15 protein-coding genes are annotated in these 19,264 nt (G+C 62.8%); 13 read left to right on the forward strand and 2 right to left on the reverse strand.

Annotated elements, in window-relative coordinates:
• Window positions 1-58: 58 nt before the first annotated feature.
• Window positions 59-1,300 carry a carboxylate--amine ligase gene (locus HMPREF1155_RS08575; RefSeq protein ID WP_009079444.1) on the reverse strand — a complete coding sequence of 414 codons (1,242 nt, stop codon included), beginning with the start codon at window positions 1,298-1,300 and terminating at the stop codon, window positions 59-61.
• Between the two features lie 275 nt (window positions 1,301-1,575).
• A complete protein-coding gene (locus HMPREF1155_RS08580) occupies window positions 1,576-2,505 on the reverse strand; it encodes a patatin family protein (RefSeq protein ID WP_009079450.1) in 930 nt (309 codons plus the stop codon).
• Between the two features lie 327 nt (window positions 2,506-2,832).
• On the opposite strand from HMPREF1155_RS08580, the gene trxA reads away from it, so the two are divergent.
• The 13 genes from trxA (at window position 2,833) to HMPREF1155_RS08645 (ending at window position 19,262) form a co-directional block, all read left to right on the forward strand.
• Window positions 2,833-3,141 (forward strand): thioredoxin, encoded by a 309-nt coding sequence (gene trxA, locus HMPREF1155_RS08585; protein ID WP_006361912.1) that lies wholly within the window; start codon window positions 2,833-2,835, stop codon window positions 3,139-3,141.
• A gap of 99 nt (window positions 3,142-3,240) precedes the next feature.
• Window positions 3,241-4,176 carry a thioredoxin-disulfide reductase gene (gene trxB, locus HMPREF1155_RS08590; RefSeq protein ID WP_009079453.1) on the forward strand — a complete coding sequence of 312 codons (936 nt, stop codon included), beginning with the start codon at window positions 3,241-3,243 and terminating at the stop codon, window positions 4,174-4,176.
• A gap of 133 nt (window positions 4,177-4,309) precedes the next feature.
• Window positions 4,310-5,281, forward strand: a complete 972-nt coding sequence (locus HMPREF1155_RS08595) for an ABC transporter substrate-binding protein (RefSeq protein WP_009079395.1) — start codon at window positions 4,310-4,312, stop codon at window positions 5,279-5,281.
• Window positions 5,282-5,428: 147 nt separating this feature from the next.
• Window positions 5,429-6,499 carry a peptide chain release factor 1 gene (prfA, locus tag HMPREF1155_RS08600; RefSeq protein ID WP_006361909.1) on the forward strand — a complete coding sequence of 357 codons (1,071 nt, stop codon included), beginning with the start codon at window positions 5,429-5,431 and terminating at the stop codon, window positions 6,497-6,499.
• Between the two features lie 4 nt (window positions 6,500-6,503).
• On the forward strand, window positions 6,504-7,493 hold the full coding sequence (locus HMPREF1155_RS08605) for a HemK/PrmC family methyltransferase (protein ID WP_009079413.1): 990 nt from the start codon (window positions 6,504-6,506) through the stop codon (window positions 7,491-7,493).
• Between the two features lie 197 nt (window positions 7,494-7,690).
• Window positions 7,691-8,758, forward strand: coding sequence for a rod shape-determining protein (locus HMPREF1155_RS08610; protein ID WP_009079418.1), 1,068 nt, complete (start codon window positions 7,691-7,693; stop codon window positions 8,756-8,758).
• Between the two features lie 9 nt (window positions 8,759-8,767).
• Window positions 8,768-9,679: a rod shape-determining protein MreC gene (gene mreC, locus HMPREF1155_RS08615; protein WP_009079439.1), complete on the forward strand. Its 912-nt coding sequence runs from the start codon at window positions 8,768-8,770 to the stop codon at window positions 9,677-9,679.
• A 4-nt stretch (window positions 9,680-9,683) separates the two neighbouring features.
• Window positions 9,684-10,232: a rod shape-determining protein MreD gene (gene mreD, locus HMPREF1155_RS08620; RefSeq protein ID WP_009079442.1), complete on the forward strand. Its 549-nt coding sequence runs from the start codon at window positions 9,684-9,686 to the stop codon at window positions 10,230-10,232.
• 8 nt (window positions 10,233-10,240) lie between these two features.
• Window positions 10,241-12,373 (forward strand): penicillin-binding protein 2, encoded by a 2,133-nt coding sequence (mrdA, locus tag HMPREF1155_RS08625; protein ID WP_009079405.1) that lies wholly within the window; start codon window positions 10,241-10,243, stop codon window positions 12,371-12,373.
• Between the two features lies 1 nt (window position 12,374).
• Complete coding sequence (gene rodA / locus HMPREF1155_RS08630; RefSeq protein WP_009079387.1) at window positions 12,375-13,583, forward strand: rod shape-determining protein RodA; 1,209 nt, start codon at window positions 12,375-12,377, stop codon at window positions 13,581-13,583.
• 25 nt (window positions 13,584-13,608) lie between these two features.
• Window positions 13,609-14,835, forward strand: a complete 1,227-nt coding sequence (locus HMPREF1155_RS08635; RefSeq protein WP_009079432.1) for a YcjF family protein — start codon at window positions 13,609-13,611, stop codon at window positions 14,833-14,835.
• A 1,083-nt stretch (window positions 14,836-15,918) separates the two neighbouring features.
• On the forward strand, window positions 15,919-18,534 hold the full coding sequence (locus tag HMPREF1155_RS08640; protein ID WP_009079448.1) for a molybdopterin-dependent oxidoreductase: 2,616 nt from the start codon (window positions 15,919-15,921) through the stop codon (window positions 18,532-18,534).
• Window positions 18,535-18,536: 2 nt separating this feature from the next.
• The gene (locus HMPREF1155_RS08645) at window positions 18,537-19,262 is read left to right on the forward strand and encodes a 4Fe-4S dicluster domain-containing protein (RefSeq protein WP_009079420.1); all 726 of its coding nucleotides are present in this window, start codon (window positions 18,537-18,539) and stop codon (window positions 19,260-19,262) included.
• Window positions 19,263-19,264 lie beyond the last annotated feature (2 nt).

Below are 19,264 nucleotides of genomic sequence, written 5' to 3' on the forward strand. Positions count from 1 at the left end.
GCTTCCGATCACCTTTCGAGGGCTACGAAGTGCGGATTCTTCCAAACCGCACCCTCCGCTACTTGAGGTAGTGCTTCGGGAACTTCGTCAGGTAATGGAAATACGTGATATGGCTCCAGAGCCAGTGCGCGAAGGTGTCGCGCGCGCCGAAGGTAGGGCAGCCGTGCGCCTTGCGCGCGACGAGCGCGAGCGCCTTCGATTTGAGCGGTTCGTCCACGTAGTCGCGCACGAGCTTGGTCGGCACGACCTTGAACAGGAACGGGCGGTCGAGGTCGCGCTTGGCGACGGTCTTTCCCTCCACGAACTGCTCGACGATCGGCTTGACGAAGTTCTCCCCCGCTAGCGTGAGGTAGTAGGAGTTGCGTCCGGGGCGGGCGTTCATCTCAAGGAACCGGTACGTGTTGCTGCGCGCATCGTACATGACGTCGAAATTGCCGTAGCCGTGATAATCGAATTCCTTGACCAGGCGTGTCGCCGCATCGATCAGATGCTGGTGGCACGGCTCGTCCACGGTGCTCATGATGCAGACGGGATTGCCGAGCGCCGAGGGGTCGTGATCCTGAAGCAGCACATGGCCGACGCAGATGATGCGCACGTCGCCGCGGTCGCAGAAGACCGTGATGCTGTAGATGACGGTGTCGTCGCCGGGGATGCGGTCCTGCAGGAGCAGCCCGCCTTTGTAGGACGAGCCTTTGATGGCCTCGAACATCTTCTCGAGACCGGCGCGATCGGCAATCTCGGCAACCTTCTCTTTGCCGGGGAATTCCGCATAATGCCAGGCTGCAGAGTCGGAAGGCTTGCAGATGACGGGATAGCCGCCGAGTCCGAGCTCCTCGTCGGACGGCAGCTCGGTCGCCGTGGACATGTCCAGCTCGAAGGTCAGCGGACGATCGACGCCGGCGCGATCGCAGGCGGCGTAGAACTCGTCTTTATGCATGATGCTTTCGAACTTCTCCAGGGGCAGGTACGGCACGACGCATCGCGCGTCTTCGTCGCATGCCGCGATGAGCTCGTCTTGGTATTCGCAGAGAAAGCGCGCGTACCAGTCGCCCGATCCGAGCAGCACGGGAACATCGCCTGCGGCCGCCACCTGCGCGACGGTCTTCTTCGCCAGGCCGAGCAGATAGGCGGTGTCTTCGATCCCGTGGTCGACGATCGCATCGAGGAACTTCGACGAGGTGACCATCTTGACATCGTTCGAGCAGATCACAAGGCTGCGCACGCCGTAGGCCTCGTGCATGCAGCGCGCGTAGGAGTAGGCGAGGATGTCTCCACCGAAGATGACGGGCTTGATGTTCATGGCGATCTCGATCCTTTTTCGTTCGTATGCGCGGAGCCGCACGGATTTCCAGACTCCGGGATTGGATTCTCGGATTCCGGGATTATACGCGGGAAGCATGCGCGCGGGTGCGCCGCGCGCGGAGCCGCACGGAATAAAGGGAAAGCCGTCGTTACAGGGAAAAGCCCTCGCGAAAGGGGAGGGCTGTCGCTGAAGAGGGGCTTCCCGAAGGAAGGGCGTGCGGCCCCATCGCGGTTCAGCACCTGGGGAGGAAGGGCGTGCGGCCCCATCGCGGCTTAATCGACGCGTTTTCCGAGGTCGTCTCCAAGGTAGGATTTCAAATCCTCCCACTGCAGCGCGGCCTGGCGGTATCCCTGTTCCCACAGGTCGAAGAGCTTCTGCCGGTCATGCTCGATATTGCCGATGGTCACGGGCTCGGGCGGCTGGATCACGAATGCATGCCCCGCCTTGTGCAGCTCGCGCGCCCAGCGATACGTGCAGTTGTAGTCCACATGGCGATGGCGCACGCGCTCGAGGAACTTCGGGTAATCGCGATACACGCGTTCCATCAGGCGCAGAAGCTTTTCTTCCTTGCGCACGAACGACGCGTCGCGCGTCAGGACCACGATATGCTTGCCCGATCCGCCGAGCGTCATGGAAAAGCCCAGGGGCACGCTGTCGCAGGTGCCGCCGTCGAGCAGCTTCTTGCCGTCCACCTCCACGATCTTGGTCATGAGAGGCATGCTGCAGGACGCCTTCAGGTAATCGATGTCGGCCATGGATTCGATGCGGTGGTAGTCGGCCTGCCCGGTCTCGATGTTGCTCGACACGGCATAGAGGTTCATGGGCGACGATTCGAATGCGGCCACGTCGAAAGGATCGGTCTCGAGGATGCCTTCGAAGACGAAGCCGTCGCCGAACACCGTGCCGTAACGCGCGAAGTTGTTGAAAGACAGGTAGCGCGGATCGGGGCCGTATTTGACGTTGACGAAGCAGGTGCGCCCGACTTCGCCGGCCAGATAGTCGTAGCCGTTGAGCGATCCGGCGCTCGTGCCGACGACGTTTTCGCACCAGACGTCGTGATCCATGAGGAAATCGAGCACGCCCGCCGTGAACTGGCCGCGCATCGCGCCGCCTTCAAGGACGAGGTTCGCGCGCGTGAGCTCCTTGCCGGCGTATGCAGGCGCGGCGTCGCCGACGGTTTCAGGTGAATATGCCTCGTGCATGGGAAAGCCCTTTCGTTCGTCAGAGAAGCCTCATCGTCGGGCAATTCTGCCGTCGCGTCAAGGAGCCGCGCACGGCGGCGTCGCGAACCTGCGGTCGCAGGTTGCGCGGGCGGCCGTCAGCGCCGCATCGCATGCGATTCGCCGCCCCATGCGTCGTCGCGGGCCGTGCCGGTCAAGCACGCACCGGCTCTCCGCATCTTCTTCAAGAATCGTGATAAAAGGTTGCGCACAATGTAATTGCATGATAGTATTCACGCCGTAAGAGAGAGCCGGCACGAAGCCCGGCGCCGCGAGCCCGCATGCGGGCGCACACGAAAGGGGTCAGACATGGCCGAGATCATCAACGCAGCGAATTTCGAGGAAAAGGTCCTCAAGAACAGCAAGCCCGTCCTCGTGGACTTCTTCGCCACCTGGTGCGGTCCGTGCAAGATGATGTCTCCCGTCATCGACGAGATCGCCGCTGAGAAGGCCGGCGTCGTCGACGTTTTCAAGATCGACGTCGACGAAAACCAGTCCATTGCCCAGAAGTACCAGGTCATGAGCATTCCGACTCTCATTGTTTTCGAGCATGGCCAGGTCAAGAAGCAAACGCTGGGCGCTCAGCCCAAGGCTGCGGTGCTCGACCTGCTCGCGTAAGGCAGCGCGGCATCCCATGAAAGGCGCGTCTCCGGACGTGCGTCCAACGTATCGGGGGTTCGGTTGTCGCCGGCCCCCTTTTTCTAGAGAGGAACGAACATGAGCGAAGCGAACCGCTTCAACGTCGCCATCATCGGCCAGGGTCCGGCAGGCATGACCGCCGCGCTGTACGCGGGTCGGGCCGGCCTTTCGACCGTATCGTTCGAACGTATGGGGCCGGGCGGCCAGATGACCACCACCGACGCCCTCGACAACTATCCTGGATTCGCCGAAGGCGCGGAACCCTTCGCGCTCTCGTTCGCGATGAGCGCGCAGGCCGCCCGCTTCGGCGCGCAGGCCAAAACCGACGAGGTGGTCGGGCTTGATCTCGCGTCGACGCCGAAGCGCATCGTGACGGCTTCGGGCGAGGAATACGCTGCCGACGCCGTCATCCTCGCGATGGGCGCCGCCCCGCGCCCGCTCGGCATCCCGCATGAGGACGAGCTGCGCGGCAAGGGCATCTCCTATTGCGCGACCTGCGATGGCGGGTTCTTCAAAGACAAGGTCGCCGTGGTCGTGGGCGGGGGGAACACCGCCGTGGAAGACGCCATGTACCTGGCGAATATCTGCACCGAGGTGCATCTGGTCCATCGCCGCGACACGCTGCGCGCCGATGCGATCTACGCCAAGCCGCTCGGCGAGCTCAAGAACGTCACCAAGCACATGAGCGCCGCCGTGGACGGCGTGCGCGAGGAAGACGGACGGGTCGCGGGCGTGCTCATTCGCGACCTTGCGACCGGCAAGGTCACGGACTTGGATGCAAGCGCGCTCTTCGTCGCCGTGGGGTCTCTGCCCAAAAGCGACATTCTGCGCGACACGGGCATCGAGCTGGACGAGCGCGGCTACGTCGTTGCGGGCGAAGACGGCAAGACCTCCATTCCGGGCGTGTTCGCGGCCGGCGACGTGCGCACCAAGCAGCTGCGCCAGGTGGCCACCGCCGTGGGCGACGGGGCGAATGCGGCGGCATCCGCCTTCGAGTTCCTGTCGTTCGAATAAAAGCCGTATAATGTACCCTCCCGCAGCGGACCGGCTGCGGGAGAGGGAATCTTCGGGCGTCGCGGTGCGGCGCCCTCTTTTAACGTCAACGCCTCGCTTCGACGGGGATCCTTGCGATGAATCGGAGGCAGCCATGGGAAAGAAACTCGTATCGATATTCGTCGCCGTATGCGCGTTCGCGCTCGTCGGCGCGTTGGCCGGATGCTCGTCGAACGCATCGTCCGCCGAGGACGGATCTGCGCCTGCGATGCGCATCGGCACGATGCAGACCGAAGACGCGCTTCCGTTCTGGATCGCGCAGCAGGAAGGTCTCTATGATGCCGAGGGCGTTTCGGTCGACATCGTCACGTTCCAGAGCGCCCAGGAGCTTTCGGCCGCCTTCGCCTCGGGCGATATCGATGCCGCCATGACCGATGTCCAGACCGCGGCCACGCTCAAGGCGTCGGGAACCGACGTGAGCCTTGCGTGGGTCACGCTCGGTGCCGATGCGAGTCAGGGCCGCTTCGGCATCATGACCTCGCCCGAAAGCGGCATCACCTCGCTGGCGGACCTTGCAGGCACGCCTATCGGCGTCGGGTCGAACACGGTCCCCGAATACGTCATGGACCGTCTCATGGAGAAGGCCGGCGTGCCGGACGACCAGATCGTCAAGGAAGAGATCAAGAAGCTTCCGGTCCGCTTCGAATCCATGACGAACAACCAAGTCGCCGCTGCGGCCCTTCCCGGCAGCCTGCTCGCCCTCGGCGAGTCGTCGGGGATGGTCCTTCTCGCGGACGATTCCCAGGGCGACAACATCAGCCAGTCGGTCCTTGCCGTGCGCGCGGACTGGGCGTCGAGCGAGGGGGCCGATGCGCTTTCCAAGGCATCGGCGGCGTGGGATGCCGCCGTCGATCGCGTGAACGCCGACCCCGAGTCCTATCGCAGCCTGCTCGTTGAAAGCGCGAACCTGCCTGCGCCTGTCGCCGAGACGTATCGCATCTCGACGTATCCGAAGGCGAGCACGCCTGCGGCCGCCATGGTCCAGCCCGTGCTCGACTGGATGCTCGAAAAGGGATACCTGTCGTCGGCCATGGCCTATGACGAATCGACCGGCGCCTTCTCCTAGCCCTCGGATAGAGTTTTGACGTACCGCGCCGCGCAGGCGCGTCGTGCGTTCGCGCGGCGTGGTACCATCATCGGCCGACCGACGACATCCGAAGCTACGGGCCCCGTCATGCGACGCGGCCTTTCGCCTTTCAAGAGGGAACGAACCATGGACGAAGATTTGAGAGAGAAGCTCACGAAGATCATCGAGGGCTATGCGGAGATCGAGGAGAAGCTCGGCGATCCGGCCGTGCTTGCCGACCAGCGGGAATACACGCGTCTCTCGAAGGAATTCGCGAATCAGGCGGCGCTTGTGGGCAAGGCGAACGACTATCTGCAGGCATGCCGGGACATCGACGACGCGAAGGAGATGCTCGGCGACCCCGATATGCGCGAATTCGCCCAGGAAACCATCGCGGAGTCGGAAGCCAAGCTGCCCGCGCTCGCGGAGACCATCAAGGTCATGCTCATTCCTGACGATCCGGCCGACGAGAAGGACATCATCGTCGAGATCCGCGGAGCGGCGGGCGGCGACGAGGCGGCCATCTTCGCGGGCGACCTGTACAAGATGTACGTGCGCTTCTGCGAGTCGCGCGGGTGGAAGGTCGAGAATCTCGACGCGTCCGCATCCGAGGCCGGCGGCTTCAAGAAGATCGAGTTCAAGGTCAAGGGCGACCACGTCTATTCGCTCATGAAGTTCGAGTCGGGCGTCCATCGCGTCCAGCGCGTTCCCAAGACCGAAAGCCAGGGGCGCATCCAGACCTCGACGGCCACCGTCGCGGTCCTGCCCGAAGCTGACGAGATCGACGTGGAGATCAACGAAGGCGACCTGCGCATCGATGTGTATCGCGCAGGCGGCCCGGGCGGCCAGTGCGTCAACACGACCGACTCCGCCGTGCGCATCACGCATCTTCCGTCCGGCCTGGTCGTGCAGTCTCAGGATCAGAAATCGCAGCTCCAGAACAAGATCGCGGCCATGGCCGTCCTGCGCGCCCGCCTGTACGAGAAGATGCTCGCCGAGCAGCAGGCCGCCGAAGGCGCCGAACGCCTCGCGCAGATCGGCTCGGGCGATCGCGCCGAGAAGATCAGGACCTACAACGCCCCTCAAGACCGCGTGACCGATCATCGCATCGGCTACAACGGCACATACAACGGCGTGCTGCTCGCCGACGGCCTGGCCGACCTCATCGTCGCGCTTCAGGCCGCCGATCGCGCCCGCAAGCTGGAACAGGCCGTCTAACCTCGTGAACGACGTTTGGACGATACGTGCGACCCTCGATTGGTGCGAGGGCTATCTTGCGCGCGCGCAGGACGTCAATCCGCGCGTGTCTGCGCAGCATCTGCTGTCGTTTGCCACGGGGCTTTCCCGCATCGAGCTCTACGCGCATCACGACCGCCCGCTTTCTCCCGACGAGCGCGACACCTTGCGCGACGCCGTGCGCAGGCGCGCTGCGGGAGAGCCGCTCCAATACATCCAGGGCACGGCCCCGTTCCGTTTCATCGAGCTCGAAGTGGCGCCCGGCGTGCTCATTCCGCGACCCGAGACGGAAGTGCTCGTCGACGAGGCGTTTCGCGAGCTCAAGGACTTAGGCGCGTATACGGTGCGGCGTCCGGGCCCTCATGCGGGAGAACCGTCGCTTCCGCCTTCGGAAGGCGCCGTGTCGTCCGGGCCGGCACGCCCAGGCGTCGCCGTAGAGGCGAACGGCACGCACGCGGACGGCCTTGCCGTCGCCGATGTCTGCACCGGTTCGGGCTGCATCGCCTGCGCCATCGCTTCGGAACATCCCGACGCGCGCGTCGTCGCGACCGACATCTCGCCCGATGCCGTCGCGCTCGCGCGGCGCAACGTCGCGCGGCTCGGCCTCGGCGATTGCGTGGACGTGCGCGAAGGCGACCTCTGCGCGCCGCTTGCCGCCGATGCGCCGTTCGATCTCGTCATCTCGAATCCGCCGTACGTTCCGACCGCCGTTCTGAACGATATGCCCCGCGAAGTGTCCGTCTTCGAGCCGGCGCTCGCGCTTGACGGAGGATGCGACGGGCTCGATGCGTTCCGGCGTCTGATCGATGAAGCCGTGCCCCTGCTGTCCTTCTCGGGGGTGCTTGCCTGCGAGCTGCACGAGGACTGCCTGGACAAGGCGGCCGATCTTGCGCGAAGCGCGGGTCTTGCACGCGTACGCATAGCATCTGACCTGGCAGGAAGGCCGCGCGTCCTCATTGCGGCGAAGGCTTCCTGATCCGCGTCGGCGCCATCGTTTTCGGGAGGCGCGCGTGGTTTTCGCGCGTGCCGCCCGACCGTATCGGTGGATTCCCGCGCATGCCGTTCGACCGCATCGGAGTTGTGTGTGCATACGCGCAAGGTATCGGGCGCTTCAACCGCCGTATGCTAGAATGACTGCCCGTATATATCAGATATTACAAAAGGAAAGCCCACATGCCGCTGTCCGATATCTTCAGCAACCTCGGGGGCAGTTTCGGGGGAGCAACGTCGTGCGATCTCGCCATCGACCTCGGCACCGCCAATACGCTCGTGGCCGTGACCGGGGAAGGCGTCGTCCTGAACGAGCCGTCGGTCGTCGCCATCGAACGCAGCACCCATCGCGTGCTCGCGGTCGGCCATGAAGCGAAGCAGATGATCAACCATACGCCCGATGCGTTCTCTGCCGAACACCCGCTGCGCGACGGCGTCATAGCCGACTACGACGTGACCGAGGCCATGCTCTCCGCCTTCATCAACAAGGCCATCGACCGTCGGTATCCGTGGCAGGTCAAGCCCCGCATCGTCATCTGCATCCCCTGCGGCGCCACCTCGGTCGAGAAGCGCGCAGTCTTCGAAGCGGCCATCCAGGCCGGTGCGCGCCAGGCCTACCTGATCGAAGAGCCTATGGCGGCCGCCATGGGAGCCGAGCTGCCCGTTACCGAGCCGACCGGCTCGATGGTGGTGGACATCGGTGGCGGCACCACCGAAGTCGCCGTCATCTCGCTCGGCGGCATCGTGACCTCGTCTTCCCTGCGTCTTGCCGGCAATAAGATGGACGAGGCCATCGCCATGCACCTGCGCGACCTGCTCGGCATCAAGGTGGGCGAGCGCACGGCGGAAATCATCAAGATCAAGATCGGTTCGATCCTCCCGTTCGAGGACGGCCGTGAGAAGGACATGATCATCTCCGGCCAGGACGTCGTTACCGAGCAGCCGCGCGAGGTCACCATCCAGTCCGAAGACGTGCGCACGGCCCTTCAGCCTCCCATCGAGGAGATGGTCGTCCATATCAAGGAAACCTTCAAGAAGACCAACCCGGACTTGGCCAGCGACATCATCTCCAACGGCATCCTGCTGACGGGTGGCGGCGGCCTGCTTTCGGGCCTCGACCGCTTCCTCACGCAGCGCCTCGAGATTCCCGTCTGGACGAGCGACACCGCCCTGACCAACGTGGCCATGGGCTGCCTGAAGGTCCTCGAGACGCCGTCCGCCCTCAAACAGACGCTCATGCGTTCCAAGTAATCGCGCGCCATGGCTTCGCCTGAAGATCCCAAGCGTTCGAAGCTGCCGCGCGGGAACGCTCTGCTCGGCGTGCTTCTTATTGCATCGGCCCTGATCGCCGGCTTCTACGTGCATGAAGGATCGGCGGGACCGGTGCATGCCGTGCGCGGCGGCATCGCGGCCGTCCTCTCTCCGGCGACGCTGCTCGGCGGCGCCGTCTCGGGCGGGGAGTCCGCCGCGTCCGACGCGCTCGAGAACGCCGCGGCCGACGACGCGAGCTATTCCGAACTCAAAGACGAGAACGCCCGCCTGCGGGCGGCCGTGATCGAGATGGAGGAGTACCGCCAGGAGGCCGATCGCCTTCAGGGGCTGCTCGATCTGCAGGACCAGTACGAACTCACGATGGTGACGGGGCGTGTCATCGGCACGCAGCCGAGCGCGTGGAACCAGGTCATCACCCTGAACGTCGGCACGGACAACGGCGTCGAGGCGGGGCTTCCCGTCATCGGGCCGTCGGGGCTGCTCGGCCAGGTCGTTTCGGCCACGACATCCACGTGCGACGTGCGCTTGATCACCGATCCCCAGAGCGGCGTGTCGGTCTATATCCAGGGTTCGCGCGTGACGGGCGTCGTGCGCGGATCGCTCGACGGGCTGATCTATCTCGAAGATGTCGATCCCTCCGTCGCGGTCAAGGCGGGCGACGTGCTCGTCACCTCGGGCCTCGGCGGCGCCTACTTCGGAGGCCTTCCCGTCGGAACCGTCTCGAACGTCGAGACGCGGGCGGGCACGACCGACCGCACGATCGTCGTCACGCCGCTTTCCGATGTCACCGCCTTGCAAGAGGCGAGCGTCATCGTGCAGACCACGTCCGAGAGCCAGGCGACCGAGCCGTCCTCTTCGAACAACGGCCAGGCGAATGCGACCAAGAAGGGAGGCAGGTAGGAATATGCGCGAGAATCTCGGGCTCATCATCGGCGGCATCGTCGCCCTGATCCTGCAGGTCGCCCTGGCGCCGAACGTCGCCATCCTCGGCGCGCAGCCGAACTTCATCCTCGTCTTCATCGTCGCGGCATCTCTTTTCAACCGCGGCGACGCGGTCACGGTGCTCGCCTTCGTGCTCGGGCTCGCGTCCGATGCGTTGAGCACGCATCCGTTCGGCTTGATGGCCGGGATTCTGCTCCTTGCCACATTCGTTTCGTCCCGCGCCTTCGCCTTGCTCGACAACGATTCGCCCATCGTCCCCGTGGTCGTGTCCATGGCCTGCGCGGCGCTGGTCGAATGCGCGTACGCGGTCGCCTACGTCCTGTTGGGCGCCGATCTGGGATTCGGCGAAGCCATCGTCTCGCGCGCGCTTCCCTGCGCCCTGTACGATTGCGCGATGACGCTCATCCTCATCCCCTTGCTCTACCGCGGCGTTTCCGGCCGCAAAGGCGGTGGGTCGGGAACGGCGCTGCATGTCTCGAGCAGCTCGACGACCATCAGCAACGTCAGGTAGGGATCGTTGTGGCAGCAGCGGTTATCTCGTTCGTTCTCGTGCTGGTCGCGGCAGCCGCGGCCTTCGTCATCGTATCCATGCGCCGTTCCGGCAAAGATCGCGTCGCCGTCTCGCGCGATGTCGCCTCGATCGGCACGTCTGCGCCGCTGCGCGGTGCGGAAACCGGCAAGGACGCCCAAACCGCCACGGCGTCGGGAACGGCGAGCGGCCGGTCGCCCTACGACCGCATCAAGAACCGCTTCGCCGCGCTCGGCGTGCTCATCGCGGCCGTCTTCGGGTCGCTTGCGGTCAAGCTCTGGATCATGCAGGTCTTAAGCGCCGACCGCTATCGCACGCAATCCGAGGACAATCAGCTCACCACGATCAAGACGCCGGCATCCCGCGGCCGTATCTTCGACGCCGACGGCATCGAGCTCGTCGGCAACGAAACGGTGCCGACGGTCCTGGCCGATGCCTCGGTCGCGAACGACCACAACGTGCTCGTGCGCCTTTCGGCCCTGCTCGGCATTCCTTACAGCATCGTGCGCCAGCGCATCCAAGACGCCTCCGGGGGTGCGCAAGCCCAGCGCGAAGTCGCCACGCACCCGCGCGAGCGCGACGTCGCGTTCATCTCGGAGCATCCGGACGCATTTCCCGGCATCACGATCGAGAACCGCTCGCATCGCACCTATCCGTACGGCGCTCTGGCCTGCCAGCTGCTCGGATACTCGGGAACCATCGCGGCCGAAGAGCTCGAACGCATGCCCGTGGGAACCGACTACCAGAGCGGCGACGAGGTGGGGAAGTCCGGCGTCGAAGCGGCCTTCGAGAACGTCCTGTCCGGCGAGCATGGCGAGCGCGTCGTCGTCGCCGACGTGGACGGCACGGTGCATTCCGTCGAACGCGAGACGCGTCCGACCCAGGGCAACGACGTGCATCTGACCATCGCCGCCCGTGTCCAGCAGGCCGCGGAAAACGCGCTCATCGGCATGATCGCGCCGGAAGGCGTCATCGGCGGGGGCACGGGCACGGCGGGCGCCATCGTCGCGATGGATGTGACGAACGGCGACGTGCTCGCCATGGCGAGCTTCCCCAATTACGATCCTGCCAACTTCATCGGCGGCATCTCCCAGGATGACTGGGATCGCTACAACGCGGACTTGGCGCGCAAACCCCTCATCAACCGCTGCATCGCCGGAACCTATCCGGCCGCCTCCACGTTCAAGGCCTTCGTGGGCATGGCCGCGCTCCATTACGGCATCGCGTCTTCAGACAGCGGCTGGAACTGCACGGGCACCTGGACCGGATTCGGCGACAAGTACGCGCAGAAATGCTGGAAGGAAGGCGGCCACGGGTACCTCGATCTCAGGGGAGGCGTCGTGAACTCGTGCGACGTCGTCTTCTACGATATCGCGGCCCAGTTCTACTATCGCTCCGACGATCTGGGCGAAACGCCCATGCAGGATTTCGCGATGAAGTTCGGCATGGGGTCGAAGACGGGCATCATCCTCTCGGGCGAAGAGGCCGGCAACGTGCCTACGCCCGAATGGAAAAAGAAGCACTACGCCAACCAGCCCGAAGAGGGGCAGTGGGTTCCGGGCGACATGACGAACACCGCCATCGGCCAGGGCAACGTGCTCGTCACGCCGTTGCAGCTCGCCGTCGGGTACGCGGGCGTGGCCACGGGCAAGCTCCCGACGCCGAACCTGCTCAAGGAGGTCCGCAATTCCGCAGGCGAGACCGTCGTCATCGGCACGTCCAAGCTTTCCGATATCGAAGGCGTCAACGACGCCGAATACTCGTTCATGCGCGACGCCCTGCGCGGCGTGGCTCTGGAGGACGGCGATGTGCCCGAGACGCTTGCGAAGGCGGGCGGCTTCCAATGCGCCTGCAAGACGGGCACCGGCGAAGCCACCGGCGATCGCGACGCCTATTCCTGGTTCGTCATGTACGCGCCCTATGATGATCCGAAGTACGTCGTGTCCTGCGTCATCGAAGACGGCGGCTACGGCGCCGACACCGCCTGTCCCGTCGCGGCCGACGTCATGGAGGCCTGCGTGGAATACGGCGCCGGCACGCTCGATGCCGAACTGACCTACGTCTCCGAAATCACGCGCTCCATCGAATACGTCGCCAAGGGCATGGCGAAAGGCGGCGAGTAGTATGGCGTCTTCGGGATACAACCAGGTCGAGCATTTGCGGCTGCCGCACGATCCCGACAGCCGCCGGTCCCGCTCCTCGCGCCCGTTCATGCAGCAGGATTCCGCAGGCACGACGCCCTTGCAGCTTCTCGGCGTGCTCGCGTGCCTCGTGGCCTACGGACTCGTCGTCGTGTATTCCGCCGTGCAGGGCAACGAAACCTATTCGTTCACCCGCCAGCTGACGGGCATCGGCATCGGCGCCATCCTGATGCTCATCATCAGCCGTATGGACTATCGCCAGCTCGCCGGTTATACGACGCTGCTGCTCATCGTGAACGTCGTGCTCATCCTCTCCCCGCATCTGCCTGTGATCGGCGTCGAAAGCCACGGCGCGCGCAGCTGGATCAATCTCGGCATGCGCCTGCAGCCGGGCGAGTTCGCCAAGATCACGGTCATCCTGCTCGATGCCGGGCTGATCGCGCGCTACGGCGCGCAGCTCGACGATTTCCGGGAATACCTCAAGGTGCTCGGCATCATGGCCGTGCCGTTCCTCTGCATCATGACGCAACCCGACTTGGGCACCGGTCTCGTGTATCTGTTCATCGATGCCGTCGCGCTCGTCATGGGCGGCGCGCGCCTGCGCCATCTGCTCATCACGCTCGCGGCCTTCATCGCGCTCATCGCCGCGGTCTTCGCTTTGGACGAGGTTCTCAAGGGCGCGACCGGCCAGTACCATCTGCTCAAGGATTACCAGCGCAGCCGTCTGTTCGTGTTCATGAACCAGGGCGAGGATTCCTCCGATAGCGGCTACAACCTCAAGCAGGCCATGATCGCCGTCGGATCGGGCGGCTTTCTGGGGAAGGGGTTCGGCAACGCGACCCAGTCGAGCCTCGGTTTCGTGCCTGAAGCTCCGACCGATTTCATCTTCTGCGTGCTCGCCGAGCAATTCGGCTTCGTGGGAGCCGTTGCGCTTCTCGGTCTGTATCTGGTGCTCGTCATCCTCAGCATCCGCATCGCGCGCAACGCCGCCGATCTGCATGGAACGCTCATCGTCGCATGCATCGTCGGGATGTGGCTCTTCCAGATCCTCGAGAACGTCGGCATGAACATCGGGCTCATGCCCATCACGGGCATCCCGTTGCCGTTCATGAGCTATGGAACGTCGTTCATGCTTGTGAATTTCATGCTCGTCGGCCTCATCTGGTCGGTGTATGCTCGCAGGGGAGCATGACGTTCGACAATCATCGGAGGATCTCATGAATATCCCTATCGACATCAAGACGCTGCTCGCCGGGGTGACCGACGTCGAGGCCGCCCGCACCGTGCCTCTGTCCGTATCGATTCTGATCGACGACTCCGCTCCCGCCGATCTTGCCGCATTCGTGCGTTCGAGCTTCGCCTCGGCGTCTCCTCAGGCGCGCGTCTCGCTCAATTACTTCCATGACGGTCGCGCGCTGTTCGATCCCGAAAGCGACATGGTCGTCATAGCCGCAGGCACGACGCCTGAAGTGGGCCAGGTGGCGGAAGACATCCGCCGTGCGCGCATTCCCGTCATGGTGGTCACCGCGAGTCCCGCGGCGGTTCGGTCGGCGGCCGAGGCCGCAGGCGTTCCGATTGCGCCTGCCGATCTCATCGCTCCTGATCAAGCTGCCGGGTCTGACGTGATTCCGCTGTCTCGGCCCGTGGTCATGCACTCCGGAGCCGCTGCGGTTGCCGCTCCCGATGCGGCCGGCGGCATCGTGCAGGATGCCGCGCAAGACGGCATTTCCCTTGAACCCATCCCGCTCTCGGTCGACATGATGGAGCGCCTCGCGCTGCGCATGGGCGAATGGGTCGTCGCGACGTTCAAGGAGACGCGGCTGTCGTATGCCCAGGCATTCGATTTCGTCCGTCGTCCGCTTGCGCTCGAATCGGTGCGGTCCACGGCCGCGCAGAACGCGGGGGTCGGCCTCGTGGTCGTCATCCCCGGTGCCGACATGCCGGTCATGACCGCGAATCAGGCGAAGATGGTGCTCGAGATCGCCGCCGCCTACGGGCAGCCGCTCACGGCCGAACGAATCAAGGAGCTTGCGGCCATCGTCGGCGGAGGCTTCGCCTGGCGCGCCGTCGCCCGTCAGATCATCGGCGTGGTCCCGGCGCTCGGATGGGCTGTGAAGGCCGGTATCGGCTACGGCGGCACGGTGGCCATGGGCACGGCCGCCATCGAGTATTTCGAACACGGCGGCACCGTGGGCGGGCTCATCGGCGCGTTGAACGAGGCGCGCGGAAAGGCCGTTCGTGCCTTCGCCTCGACGTCGGCCGGCCGCGGCATGAAGGATCGCGTGCGTACCGCCGGCCGAAACGCGGCACGCAATGCCGCGTCGAGCGCAGGGCAGGCCGCCAAGGATGCGCCCGTCAAGCTCGCGCGCGCGGCGAAATCGGTCGCTTCGGCGGCAGCGACGGCGGCGATCGGCTCGCTTCCTGGTGCCGGCGCGCGTCGCTAGCTGCTCCTGCGGCGTGTGCGTAGTCCTACGGGGGCTCCATGGACGTCGATGCGCCGAGCGCAGCAGCATAGTTACTCCTGTGATGTGCGCGTACTCCTACGGCGTACGCGTCGGCGCGGATTCCCGCGGCCGTTCCGGCGCACGCCCCTAGTCGATATCCGCCTGCGCAATATCGCCGTCAAACGCGTTTCTTTCTCGGTGTGCGTCGCTGGTTGATACCTGCTTGCGAAACGCCGTCGAGATGCGCTCCCTTTCCGATGCACGCCGCTAGTTGCGTTCGGCCTTTGCGAAAAGAGGGTCGGCGCAGCGTGTGCGGCTTGCATGCAGCGTCTCAGATGCAGCAGGTTCAGCAGCAGGTCCGCACCTCAGGCGCAGCAGGTCCTTATAGAAATGGGTCGATGGTGGATTGGAAGGCGGTTCGGGGTCGAGAGTCTGCAGGGTTGCAGTTCGAAGACAGGGGGGGTATAGCCCCTTTTTCGGCGAGAAATCTGACGCTGATGTCAAAATACGGCTGTTTAGAGAATTCCGAACCTATTTCTTGTTGGCAGTACAACGAAACTACCTTATAAGAGGCGTATTATTCGTTGTAATACCAACATTTTAGCCTTGAAAATACCCCTATAGGGTATACTAAGCTCTGATTTTTTGGCATCGAGGACGGGTTTGACTTACAGCCTTCGATGCACGACCCCACACGACCCGCACGACCCGCACGATCCGTTGCGGACGGATTCGGTGTCAGAAACGAAGGCACCATCGAGGGAATGGTTCGGTATTGGAGGCGGTCTATTCAAAATACAGCTCAATTGCAATACATCGACGACGGTACTGATCGTGATGCTCGGTTCGATTACGATTGCAAATTGCAATGGGGATCGAAGGAAGCTCTGTGCGCTGCCTGGTTTTCTGCCCTTTGGAATATTTTTCTTTGAAAATCGCTGCTTTTGTAGCGGTTTTTTATCCTTTATTTTCCCATAATCTCTCCTCAAGGAGGTCTCCTATAACGCCGACGGGCGTTGATCATCTACCGTGCTGCATGCCGTGAGACCCGCGGCATCAGGGGGAATTTCATAGGGGGTTCGTATGGGAAGGCATAAAGCCACCCAGGCTGGTCAGACGCGACGCACGTTTGTAAAATCCGCCGTTGCGCTCGGGTCTGCCGCCGCTCTTGGAGGGCTGTCCTCATCGGAGATCGCCGTACCGCATGCGATTGCGGACGACAAACAGGCGATGATGGACGATAACGAAGAGAGAATGACGTATACGCGTTCGACATGCTCGCCGAACTGCACGGGAGCATGCGGCATGATCGCCGCCGTGAAAGACGGCAAAATCTGCACGATCAAGCAAGCGGCTGACTATTCGCATACCGAATACAATCCGCGCGGCTGCTTGAAGGGCACCACGCGCAACACCGAGCTCTATGGAGACGATCGCGTCCTCTATCCCATGGTAAGGGATGGGAAGATAACCGAAGGCGGCAAGCTTCGCCGCGCTACTTGGGATGAAGCACTCGATCGCTGTGTCGAGATGATCGAAGAGATCACCAAGAAATACGGAGCCGATTCCATCGGTATGGATTATCAGGTTCCGCCGCTCAACTACATCAACAAAGGGACGCTCATCCGTCTGACCAATCGTATGGGCTGGTCTAATTTCCCAGGATACGAGATGAACGGCGATCTGCCGATCTTCTTCCCGGAAACCTTCGGATGCCAGACCGAGGAGCAGGAAAGCTACCAGTGGCCGGATGCGAAGCTGACGATCATATACGGGTCGAATATCTGCACGACCCGTATGCCTGACTCCCATATGCTCATGCGCAATCAGGAAAACGGCGGCACGATCATCTATATGGATCATAACTTCACCGTCACGGCCTCGAAGGCAGATGAATGGATTCGCAACGCGCCGGGTACGGATGTCGTGTTCGCATTGGCTATGGCTAAGATCATCATCGACGACGACGCGTTCGACCGTCATTTCATGACTACCTACACCGATGCGCCGATCCTCATCAATCCTCAAACCATGATGAGGATTCGCGCCGATGAGGTCGTCGGACTCGAAAAGCCCGAGGAAACGCCGGAAAAGAGGGAAGCGTTCGCTATTTGGCGCAACGGCGCGCCTGCCGTTCTGCCGACGACGAAGCTAGAAGATATCGACGGCACGGAGATAGAAGGGGAGTTCGCCGTTCCTCTCAAGGATGGGACGACCGTCATGGCCAAGCCCGTCTTCCAGATGACCAAGGAACTGCTTGAAGATTACGACTCGAAGACCGCGGCGAAACTGTGCCAGATTCCCGAGGAGACCATCATTCGCGTGGCGCGCATGGCCGAAACCATCAAGCCCATGCATATCGTTCAGGGAGGCTCTGCCCAGCAATGGCATCACGGCGACCTCAAGGGGCGTGCGTTCTCCCTCGTGGCCGCCCTTACGGGCAATCTTGGTCAGCTCGGCGGCGGCATATCCGTCTACATCGGCCAGTACAAGGTTCGGTTCAAGGCTAAATCATGGTGGGCGCCCAAGACCAACAAGGCCACATCCACCGCGTTCCATTACTTCTGCGAAGGGCCGACTGAGACTATGAGCGGCCATTATCCGGAAAACGGATTCCATATGCTGATCTCGGGCTGGGTGAATCCCTTCGACCAGCATGATTTCGACGACCGGTTGAAGCAGATGCGGCTCGATGGCACCATTGAATACCAGATCGCATGCGATTTCATGCGTACGACGACCGTTGAGTATGCCGATGTCGTGCTTCCTGGCTGCGCATGGTACGAAAAGACCGACGTATGCACGACTCCCCTCCATCCCTACATCCAGCTTCAGCAGAAGGCATGCGAGCCGGCAGGCGAAGCCCGTGCTGAAATCTGGACGTTCACGGAGCTCGCACACCGACTGGGCGTCGGCGACGATTTCCCCGAGCGCTTCGATCCCGAAGATTCCGAACGCGTGACGGAAGAAGTTCTCCGTACCTTGCTGGAAACCGGCGGCGATCACGTCGAGGGAATCACCGTCGAGCAGCTGCGCGAAGGGCCCGTTAAGATGAACCATACCAATCCCGGCGAGAAGCACATACCCTTCTGGGAGCAGATTCATGAGCGCGTGCTGTTCCCCTCCGAATCGCTTCCCCAGGCGCCGGGCGCTCTCGATCATCTTGTCAAATCGGGTCGCATGGAGCTTTTCAAGGAAGATTCCATGTTCCAGAAGGCGGGGGAGCAGCTTCCGCTGTACAAGCCCCTGTTCGAGGACACGGAATACGCGATGAACCCGGAGGCGCGCACGAAATACCCCTTCATGTATCTGACGAGGAACTCCATCTATCGCATCCACTCGAATTATTCTAGCAATCCCGTGCTGCTCGAGCTTCAGGACAATCTGCCTCACGTGTGGATGAACCCCGATGACGCCGAAGAGAAAGGATTCAAGGAAGGAGACCACATCACCGTCTTCAACGACCATGGCGAGGTGGATGGCAAGCTCGTCTTCGAGCCCGGCCTTTGGCCGAAGCAGGTTGTCTTCGAAATGGGCTGGTGGGCACGCTATACGCATTGGAATTCGTACAACTCGCTCATCTACCCGTTCATAAATCCCGTGCATGAGCAGTATTCCATTCCGGCCGTCTGGAATCCTGTGCTCGCGTTCAACGAATGCGTCTGCGACGTGAAGCCGTTCGGCGAAGGAGATGAGTAGCGATGAAACTCGGAATGGCTATCGACCTCGATCGCTGCATCGGCTGCAGGACGTGCGCCGCCATTTGCAAGAACCACAACTCGGAACCCGAGGGTATCTGGTGGAACCGGGTATTCACCATCGGATCGATCGAGCATCAGGTCGCGTACGAGACGGCGAGCGACGGCTTCCAGATGGATTTCATGCCCCTTTCATGTCAGCAGTGCGAAAACCCCTCGTGCGTGAAGGTGTGCCCGACGGGCGCATCGTACGTGAACGACGACGGCGTGATCCTGATCGACTACGAGCGCTGCATCGGATGCCGCTACTGCATATCGGCATGCCCCTATCAGGTGCGTCAGTTCAATTGGCAGGATCCCAAACCTCTAAAGGAAATGGGAGAGGACGGCTACGTATATGGATGGCCGCTCGATTACCGAGATTCGGGCAGGCTCGTATATACCCAGAACAGACCTAAGGGCGTCGTTGAGAAATGCACGTTCTGCGCACAGTACGTCGCAAAAGGGGAAAATCCGGTATGCGTGCACGGCTGTCCCATGAACGCCCGCATCTTCGGCGATATGGAAGATCCTGATTCGGATATCAATCAGTATCTGGAAGGGCGCAGCTTCACGCGGCTGAAGGAAGAGAACGGAACGAGCCCCAAGGTGTTCTATATCAAGTCGGGCGCCAAGGAGAAGCCTGCTCTCTACGATCGGTTCCATGTTGACCAGAAGGGAGCTGAGTGACC

The sequence above is a fragment of the Slackia sp. CM382 genome (assembly GCF_000293015.1).
Lineage (GTDB): Bacteria > Actinomycetota > Coriobacteriia > Coriobacteriales > Eggerthellaceae > Slackia > Slackia exigua.